Origin of the sequence: Nostoc sp. (assembly GCF_036917415.1) — a bacterium.
In the GTDB taxonomy this organism is placed as follows: Bacteria; Cyanobacteriota; Cyanobacteriia; order Cyanobacteriales; family Nostocaceae; genus Nostoc.
The window spans coordinates 34,939-42,976 of the sequence record NZ_JBALDJ010000080.1 but is presented as its reverse complement, the minus strand read 5'-3'; the positions used below and the strand labels follow the sequence as shown (position 1 = coordinate 42,976).

The 8,038-nt window shown below is 40.9% G+C and carries 5 protein-coding genes; 2 read left to right on the top strand and 3 right to left on the bottom strand.

The window, feature by feature from the left end; all coding sequences use genetic code 11:
• Nucleotides 1-322 precede the first annotated feature (322 nt).
• Nucleotides 323-943, top strand: coding sequence for a hypothetical protein (locus tag V7K41_RS17325; RefSeq protein ID WP_334850053.1), 621 nt, complete (start codon nt 323-325; stop codon nt 941-943).
• A gap of 372 nt (nt 944-1,315) precedes the next feature.
• On the opposite strand, the gene V7K41_RS17320 is transcribed toward V7K41_RS17325, so the two are convergent.
• From V7K41_RS17320 to mnmG, 3 genes are all read right to left on the bottom strand, one after another.
• Nucleotides 1,316-2,293, bottom strand: a complete 978-nt coding sequence (locus V7K41_RS17320) for a bestrophin family protein (RefSeq protein WP_334850051.1) — start codon at nt 2,291-2,293, stop codon at nt 1,316-1,318.
• Between the two features lie 763 nt (nt 2,294-3,056).
• Nucleotides 3,057-4,415 (bottom strand): hypothetical protein, encoded by a 1,359-nt coding sequence (locus V7K41_RS17315; RefSeq protein WP_334850049.1) that lies wholly within the window; start codon nt 4,413-4,415, stop codon nt 3,057-3,059.
• A 438-nt stretch (nt 4,416-4,853) separates the two neighbouring features.
• Nucleotides 4,854-6,776: a tRNA uridine-5-carboxymethylaminomethyl(34) synthesis enzyme MnmG gene (gene mnmG, locus V7K41_RS17310; protein ID WP_334850054.1), complete on the bottom strand. Its 1,923-nt coding sequence runs from the start codon at nt 6,774-6,776 to the stop codon at nt 4,854-4,856.
• 387 nt (nt 6,777-7,163) lie between these two features.
• On the opposite strand from mnmG, the gene V7K41_RS17305 reads away from it, so the two are divergent.
• The gene (locus V7K41_RS17305; protein ID WP_334850047.1) at nt 7,164-8,036 is read left to right on the top strand and encodes a D-alanyl-D-alanine carboxypeptidase family protein; all 873 of its coding nucleotides are present in this window, start codon (nt 7,164-7,166) and stop codon (nt 8,034-8,036) included.
• Nucleotides 8,037-8,038: the final 2 nt, after the last annotated feature.

The window sequence follows — 8,038 nt, the reverse complement described above, 5'->3', positions numbered from 1 at the left end:
AGATGCCGTAAAGACAAAAATAGTTGGAATGCTTGTACAGTAAGGAGCGATTTGTTATTAGACAAGTTATTGGAGTATTTGAGAGATAATGGATGTGTGAGCATATATTGAGCATTAATTTTGAGTATTGTTTTATACTCAAAATTAATGTATAGTTACTTAAAATGGCTCACTTGAGCATTTATTGAGCATTAAAGTTAAAGTTTAGGCTAAAAGCATTGCTATTGTGTTATTAACTTCCTTTTAGTTTGACGGGTGAACCAGTTGAAGTAAGGCAAACCATTTTGCAGTAAGAACCATTTGAAGATTATACCCCTGACTTATGATCAAGTTATCGCAAACGATTCCAGTTCTTCTTTTTGGGGCTAGCTTGGCTGTAATTTCCCCTCAACTTTGTACTGCTTTCACTGTTCAAGAGATAGGTAGCCTTGCCCAAGCATCAAGCGATTTGCCAATGGTCAAATCAGCTGGACTGTCCCCCGATATGGATGTGCCTTGGTCGAAAGCCGTAAGAATTGTTGACCCCTTTGAAGGGGAGTTTGTTGGAGTTTTCGATCGCAATTCTTTAGGTGGTCACTTGTACCGTGAGGGTTCAAAGCAAGTTATTAGTTTGTGGACTCCTTCGAGCATTCGAGTACTCGTAACAGTAAATTCGGATCAAGCAAGGTCTTCTTTCTACACAGCAGGTCGTGTGTATCCCAGACCTGACTATTTTAGATTTGTCACGACAAAAAAAGTCGATAAGCTTTTGCTCAAGGTCAAAAAAAAAGTTTTTCAATTAGACGGTTCAACTGGCACATTTGCTGTCAGTAAAGAATTAGCCACTGCTTTGAAAAATGCTCCAAATGAGAACTTAGATATCAGACTAGTCTTAGAAGGAGGTCAAACTGTTGATAGCGAAATTGGTAAAGAGACAGTAAAAGCTTGGCGAACTATTTATTAAGCGATTGCATTTTTCAGCCAAGTATTTTCTATGTTTAATAAAGGAAAAATCTCTCGTTCTGATCAGAAATTTATTTGGTACAACTTGTTTATAGATCAATACGCTTGGGTTCAGGATAACCGTAGGTTGGGTTGAACGTTCGCGTAGCGTCCCGTAGGGAAGTGAAACCCAAGAAACCACCGAAAATGTTGGTTTACCCTTCAAGAAGCAAGCTACGTTCCTCAACCGCCACTTGCTTCTCCTGTCAGAGACGCTGCGCGTAGCTTGCTTCCCCGGAGGGGTACAAGTCGGGAAACCGCAAGGGCGCAGTGGCTCCCCAACCTACGCAGTTTAAAGTTTTTGGCGCTAACCCAAGCGTATTGGTTTATAGATTTAATAATAACGAACATTGTTAGAAGCAAGACTGATTAATTCTTCTACATTGTTTGAGATTGTATTGCAAATAGTATTTAAAGGTAAGTCATTAGGATCAAACCCAAAAGGTTCTTCAATTTCTGAGCCAATTTGTTCAATACTTAATAATGTAAAACTTACAAAAGCCATTACTATACCAGTCCACCAATTTAAAAAGCTCACAATTTCTAAAGGTAATATAAGACAAAAAATTAATAACAGTTGTCTGAGTTTAATAGTATATATTAAAGGCAGCGGCGTTTTTAAAATGCGTTCGCAACCACCTAAAATATCTACTAAATCATCTACACAGTTATGCAGAGTAGTTAGTTGATAGACATTTAGACAATTTCGGTCATGCTGATGCTGCAAATAATCTCCTAGCCAATAAGCAATTTGTAGTGCAGGATGGTTAGTCTCTTGGAGTTGTAAATATTGTTTTTCAGACATTAATGATGCCAACTGAGTGTCTAAAGGCACTGATCTGAGATGTAACTTCATTGCAACTGCAAAAGCAGTTACTAATCGAAGCATTGCCTCTTTTTCTAATTTATCTTGTGGTGTCTTCTCTTTAACGATTATCGAAATTCCACGAGTTAAGTTACGCGATGTATTAACTAAAGCTCCCCATAATTGACGACCTTCCCAAAATCTATCATGGGCTGTATTCGTCCGAAACACTAATAGTAATGTAAAGCCAATATTAAAACTTAAAACAGCATTGGTAAGAATATTGCTGGAATCTGAAAATGCTATTGGTAATCCTAAATGCGCTAAAAATGATATGAAAGTACCATATATAGTACAAAAAATTACCCAAGGAAGAATGATAGAGATAATTGACCTTTCAAGCCGAAGAGTTACTTGAAGCCAGTTCAGCTTTTCACCTTTGTAAAGATGATATTTTTCTCTTAAAGAATTTTTAGAATTATTTTTAAAATAGTTAGGTTGTTTCATATTGGTAAAGTTTAAGGATTACATCAATTAGCAAACTAACTTTTTTAGCTAAATATATCTTGCTGAAGCAAGATATGGGCAAGATGTAGGTTTGCAAATAGTCACCGTAGCGCAACTATAATAAACACAAATTATAGTTTTAACATTGAAATTTATTTCTGTGAACCATCTTTAGATAGGGAAATTCAATACTATCTTCCAACTCTTCACCATCAACCTGATTTTCTACTTTTGATGAAACTGTGTGGTATTTCCACTGCTTTATGAGATAATTAGACAAAATCTCCCGCTATGGCGGTTCTCGTTTGAGTGCAGTACAGTTTTGACCTCACTTCCATTCCTCTCTCCTCTTAGGAGAAAGGCTTTGAATCTTACTCCCCAACACTAGTAGGGAAGGGGTTGGGGGTTAGGTCTGTATTGGACTCAACTGCAAACCGCTAGATTTACAGTAGATACTTACTTTTTTATTGACATAGTGATGTCTACGACGGGCTACGCCTACGCATTTTGGTTAATAAGAGTGTAGGCGAATGCGTAACAGGGAGCAGGGAGCAGGGAGCAGGGGGAAAGAGACTTTTCCGATTTTTGCACAGGTCCGGTAATCATAAGTGATTAACCGGACTTGATATAAGACAGAGATAAAGGAATATTTGACGTAATCAAATTATTTCAATCAATAATTATTGCTGGTCGCAGTACTATTAATGGTGATAGATAAATTTAATCTCTAAACTCTCCTCAACCAGGCAGAGGGTTAAAACATTTATAGTTTCTGTCCTGCATAAATCGATCGCACTTCGCCATTACGTCGGATGACTGCTTCGCCATTACTGACATCTACTAGTGTCCAACCACTGGAGCCGATACCTTCACCCATATTGATGCGGCGAGTCACGCCATCAATTTTAAACAGAGCGGCAGATTTGTTGCCCAACTCTAGCAATCCCTCTAAGGTATTACTCGGAGCTTCTGCGATCGCAGTTGGCGGATATACTTGTTCCTGGGTAATAGTTGGTTCTGACTCTGGGGCGAGTGCAGCGCGTAATGGAACTACTGGTAATGCAGGCAGAGGCTTGGGTGTTTGGCGCACCGTAATGGGTGCAGTTTTGGCTGCCACAGGTTTGAGTTCGGATCGGACAGCGGCAGCTAACATATTAACAGTTACAGGTTTGGCAGCTTGTCGCACTGTATTCAGGGCAGTTTTCACAACATTAGGTTGAGATCGCTGCAATACACTGGCAACTTGTGGTAAAAGTGTGGGAGTCCCAGGAATGGCTGGAAGGGCGTAGCGCATTGGCGATGGCGCTTGATAAACAGGGACATAGATGCGCTCAACAACACTTCCAGAACGGTTGGGGGCTGGTGGTGTATTGTTTGCTAGAAGTGGAAGTGCTGGTAGATTAGCAGTTGCTTGCTCGCGGCCAAGGGATATTTGGTTAGTATTTGCCTGACTGGAGAATCCTGGATTGAAAGATTTTTGATTGCTTTTTGCTCCTTGCTTATCTATAACAGCCAGTGCTTGGAGCATATAGTCAACTAATTCTGCTTCAATTTCTGGTTTTACGGGCAACTGTGACTGCGGTTGCGGCACTATTAGCGCTGATTCGGGCAATTTGGTATTTAAAAGATATACGACTCCAGACTGCACCAAGTAGATCGTACTAGCGATCGCCACGCCTAAAGTTGTTGCTACAATCAGCAGTTTGCCCAAAACCGGACTAGTTTTCTGACGCTTTCTACTAACTGGTTTAACAGTAGCGGGATCAAATATAACGGTACTCAATTGCTTGTGGTTATCTTGAGCAACTGACTGTACTGCTTGGTTCAGTGTGTTTGGTAAGATAATCTGTGGTATGGTAACTGTTTGCAGCACGGATTCTGGAGGCGATTGGCGTTGAGCTTGGGCGGAAACTCCAGCAACAGAGTGGCTCGATCTGTTCTGACTACTGTCCCTAACAGTTTGAGAAGGCAGATTACCACTAGCATCCAGAATGTAGTCGATATCGGCAAAGAGTTCATCCATTAGGCCATCAGCATAGTTTTCTATCGACCAAGGCTCGTTGGTGATTAAATCTTCTGATGGTTCTGGTACTATGAGACGGGTGCTGGCTTCTTGTAACATAGACGTTCTGGGTTGTTGCTTGGACGAGGAAACGCCACCCCTACTGCCTGGAAATTAGGATTATCAGAGGAGGCAGCAGGTAGAGGGCAGTTCTTACTGAAGGAAAGAAGTATGAATAAAAACTTCAGTCCTGAGTGATTACCCGGTTGAAAAAGAGAAATTGTATTGAGACGTGTTGAGCGAGATACAAAACGTGGAGCCGCTTTGCCTCCGGTCTTGCTCCAATCCTATGCAGTTACGCATGGGTTACTCCTGCCTCCTGCCTCCTGAATAATGAAACATCCAATCCTCCATCTTAATTGAGATAAGTTGATTGAGTGTTGGTATTAAACCCAACTTTCATCTGGGGATTGTTGATGATGCCACTACTAATCTTTATGTCATCTATCATACCAATCTCTCTCCCTACTACTATACTCAGTCTTTATCAAGCTTGTATTAAGCTAACGCTGGAAACTCTGACTGGCTCTTGGTTCTACGCAATTCTAGATATAATAATAAGGCGTTAATATCCGCTGGGTTTACACCACCTATACGTGCAGCTTGACCAAGGGTAAGTGGTTTTACGTGGGTCAGCTTTTCCCGTGCCTCTTTAGAAAGAGTATCAATTGTTGTGTAGTCTAAATCCCCAGGTAACTGGCGGTGCGCTTGGCGGGCAATTTGGTCAATCTGATTTTGTTGCCTAGCAAGATAGCCAGAATACTTGATGTCAATTTCTGCGCCTTCTTTCTCGGCCCGGTTGAGGTTGGGGTTTCCCAGTCCAAACCTGTCGAGGTCAACGTAATGCAATCCCGGACGGCGCAATAAGTCATTGAGGGTAATTGAACCTTTAATTGCTTGTTGGGTATCAGATGCGATCGCTATTCCAATTTCATCATGTTCTTTAACTCGTGTGGTTTGCAATCTTTGTTTTTCTGTGGTGATATTACCCTGTTTTTTGGTAAACATATCCCAGCGGCGATCGTCGATTAAACCAATCTCTCGTCCCAAGGGTGTCAGGCGTTGGTCGGCATTGTCAGAACGCAATAGCAATCGGTACTCTGACCTACTAGTAAGCATTCGGTAAGGTTCTCGCAGGTCTTTTGTACACAGATCATCAACTAGCGTTCCAATGTAACTTTGCTCGCGGGCAAACACAATCATTTCTTGAGAACGAACAAATCGAGCGGCGTTAATTCCTGCCACCAGCCCTTGAGCAGCAGCTTCTTCATAACCTGTGGTGCCGTTAATTTGCCCAGCACAAAACAGCCCCGCAATTTTCTTAGTCATTAGTGTGGGGTAACACTGAGTTGCTGGTAAATAGTCATATTCCACAGCATAAGCTGGACGTAGCATCACACATTTTTCCAAACCGGGGAGAGTCCGCAACATTTGCAGTTGCAAATTTTCTGGCAATCCTGTAGAAAACCCTTGGATATAAAGTTCGGGTATATCTCTTCCTTCCGGTTCAATAAAGATTTGATGGCTTTCCTTATCGGCAAAGCGGACAATCTTATCTTCAATACTGGGACAATAGCGCGGCCCTTTGGCTTCCACCCAACCACCATAAACTGGCGACAGGTGTAAATTTTCCTGAATCAGGCGATGGGTTTCAGCAGTTGTGCGGGTGATGTAGCAAGGCATCTGTTCCCGTTCTACCCACGCATCTGGGTCAAAGCTAAACCAGCGCACATCTTCATCCCCTGGCTGGATGAGCATTTTACTATAATCTACCGATCGCTTGTCTACCCGTGCTGGAGTTCCAGTTTTAAGTCTGCCGGTTTCAAATCCCAGGCGATTTAGGGTTTGTGTCAATCCTTCAGCTGCAAATTCTCCAGCCCGTCCAGCTGGCATTGATTTGTTACCAACCCAAATTTTGCCTCCCAGGAAGGTGCCAGTTGTTAAGATGACTGCTTTACATTGGAACCCCACACCAAAATAAGTTTCAACGCCAATGACTTCACCGTTAGCGCCCAGCACCAAATCTGTTGCCATACTTTCGCGGATTGTCAAGTTTTCTTGGTTCTCGACAATATTTTTCATCACAGCTGCATATTCGCGCTTATCAGTCTGGGCACGTAATGCCCAAACAGCAGGCCCCCGTGAAGAGTTGAGGATACGTTTTTGCAGGTAGGTACGGTCTGCCACTTTACCAATTTCGCCGCCGAGTGCATCTACCTCATGAGTCAACTGAGATTTCGCCGGGCCACCTACTGCTGGGTTACAAGGTTGCCAAGCGATTTTATCCAAGTTGAGCGTCAATAGCAGGGTACGACAACCGAGGCGTGCAGAGGCGAGAGCTGCTTCGCAACCGGAGTGACCTGCACCGACGACTATGACATCAAAAGCGTCTTGGAATTCAACGGAATTGTGCATGGTCATACTTACAGGATCGGCAAGCTTAGAGTTCTTTTCAATTTTAACTGTTCCAGTGGTTTCATGGATGTAACTTTCTGATAAACAAGTTATCAAACTTACTAGTACTCAATTAAAGGCAAGGTTCTATTTTTTAACTTTAGTAGGAAGTAAAAAATCTCATCTTTTTTAAAATTTGTGACAAGGTTCCGGTTTGTCGATTGCAGCTATTGTTCATATCGTTAGCAATTAGTACAAATGAATTCATAATTAGTATATGTGAGACATTTTCTACTATTTGGATAAACCTATAGTTTAACAGCGATAAATAATCTGCAATTTTAAGTCACCAATGATAGATATTTTTCAAAATTTTCTTAATTTTATTCTGGAATTATTCAGCAATTATTTAAAATGAAACTCACCCTCAGAAATCAAAAAAATATTACTAGATTTATTAGAAAGACAAGTTTCATCAGTATAGTTATATTGATGATTTTTGTATTAGTAGCTAGCAATGAGATTACCCACCATAAAGTTGCTATGACTGCTCAACCATTACAAAGATGCTTGAGTAATGATTCATTACCTTGTATAGATATCTCTAAAAATACAATATCAGAACCATTTCTTCCAGATCCAAAATTAAATGCTCAACAGCGTTTTTTATCTGCGATCGCTAGAAAATTACCCACAATTCCCCAGCCTGGTACTTATGAATATACTTTGCTGCGAAGCTATGGCGCAGTATTCGTAAATCCAGATGTTGGGATTAAATTGCCGCAAAAAGATATCTTTGCTAATGAACAAGAAACCCAAGAGTTTCAAGCTACTTTAACAATGGGTCATATTGATGGTACTAACGACTGTTTTTTACAAAAACCTGCGGCTGATGCTTTAAATAAAGCACGAACTCAGCAACAGATTCCGTTAAAATCTGGTTATGGCTCTGGTGATTGTACTCGTACTTTCAACACTAATTTAAAATTTTGGAATAAATATGCTAATAATCAAGTTTTAGCAAAAGTTCAACAAGGTAAAGAAACAAAAATTCTCGGTTTAGTTGCACCTCCCGGAACTTCACAACATCTTTGGGGATTAGCAATTGATTTACGCATAGGTAATAAAGAACAGAGAAAAGCTCTTAATCAAAATGGTTGGTTTCAAACTGTAGAAAACGATGTTCCACATTGGACTTATGTAGGTTTATCTGAAGAGAATTTACCTTTATTTGGTTTTAAAAAACAAGCTATTCGAGGTACTACCTATTGGATCACGCCACTTTAATT